Origin of the sequence: Pseudomonas yamanorum (assembly GCF_013386765.1) — a bacterium.
Lineage (GTDB): Bacteria > Pseudomonadota > Gammaproteobacteria > Pseudomonadales > Pseudomonadaceae > Aquipseudomonas > Aquipseudomonas yamanorum_A.
The window spans coordinates 1-1036 of sequence record NZ_JACARE010000056.1; the positions used below are offsets into that span (position 1 = coordinate 1).

Consider the following 1036-nt stretch of genomic DNA (forward strand, 5'->3'; position numbering starts at 1 on the left):
ATCAACCGACCGGCTTCGTCGTATTGATAGGCCGTTACCGCCCCCAGCGGATCCTGCTCGACCGTCAGCCGGCCTTTTTCATCGTAGGATTTGAAGTGCTCGGCGCCGTCTGGATCAATCCGCTGCACCAGCCGTGCACGCTGGTCGTGGACGTAGACTTCCTGGCTGCAATCGGCGTTGTGCACCGTGACGCTGCCGTTGTCGTCCCAGGCATACCGCGTGTCCATCTGCGAAAAACTGGCCCAGTGGCGGATACACCTTGCAGCCTTGCCAGACCTTTCCCACTCCCAGAAGAAACTCGCCCCACCGGCCAGTTGCCGCTCCAGGATCACCTGCTGATCGTCATACCGATAACGCTCGCTTTCGCCGACAGCGTTGGTCGCCTCAATCAACCGCCAGGCGTCGTCGTACGTGTAGGAAACAACGTTCTGCTCGGTAACCCAGTCCAGTTCCCGCTGCACCTGATAGTCGACGGCGACGATGTGTCCGCGGTCATACCGCAGCAATAACCCTTGACCGGCACCGTTATCTATCCGCTGAATCCGCCCGGAGTAGTCTCGGGAAATACGCAGCCGGTTGTCGTACGCGTCGCTGATCGACGTCAGTACACCGTCACGGAAGTGGTAGAAAAGGGACGCCTGAGACAGCACCAACTCATCAGGCAAAGCGCCCAGATAAATCCCTGCTTCCGCCAGGCTATTAGTGATGGCCGGTCGCGCAGAAGAGGGCAGGGGAAACGTAGTGCTGCGGTTTTCGTGATCGGTCCAGATCACCGACTCGCCGCTAATCACCAACCGTTGAGCCAGCGCATGACTCCAGCCAAACCCCAACCCGCAATCCACTTCCACCGCACTGCTGCGATACAACCGCGTCCAGGCAAAGGGCAGCACGCCATCCAACGAGCCGTCTGTAAGGGTCAGCAGCTCCTCACCGGTAACCATCGACACCGGGCAGCCATTGGTTGTGGTCTTGTCTGCGGGAGCGGCCGCATCTCCTCCAGGGTTCTTGGCAGAGGCGGGCACATCATCCACAAGCT

At 59.8% G+C, this 1036-nt stretch carries 1 protein-coding gene; it reads right to left on the minus strand.

The features are described from left to right. The coding region (locus HX875_RS30170) for a DUF6531 domain-containing protein (protein ID WP_177048481.1) at positions 1-1036 on the minus strand (1036 nt) is incomplete at both ends.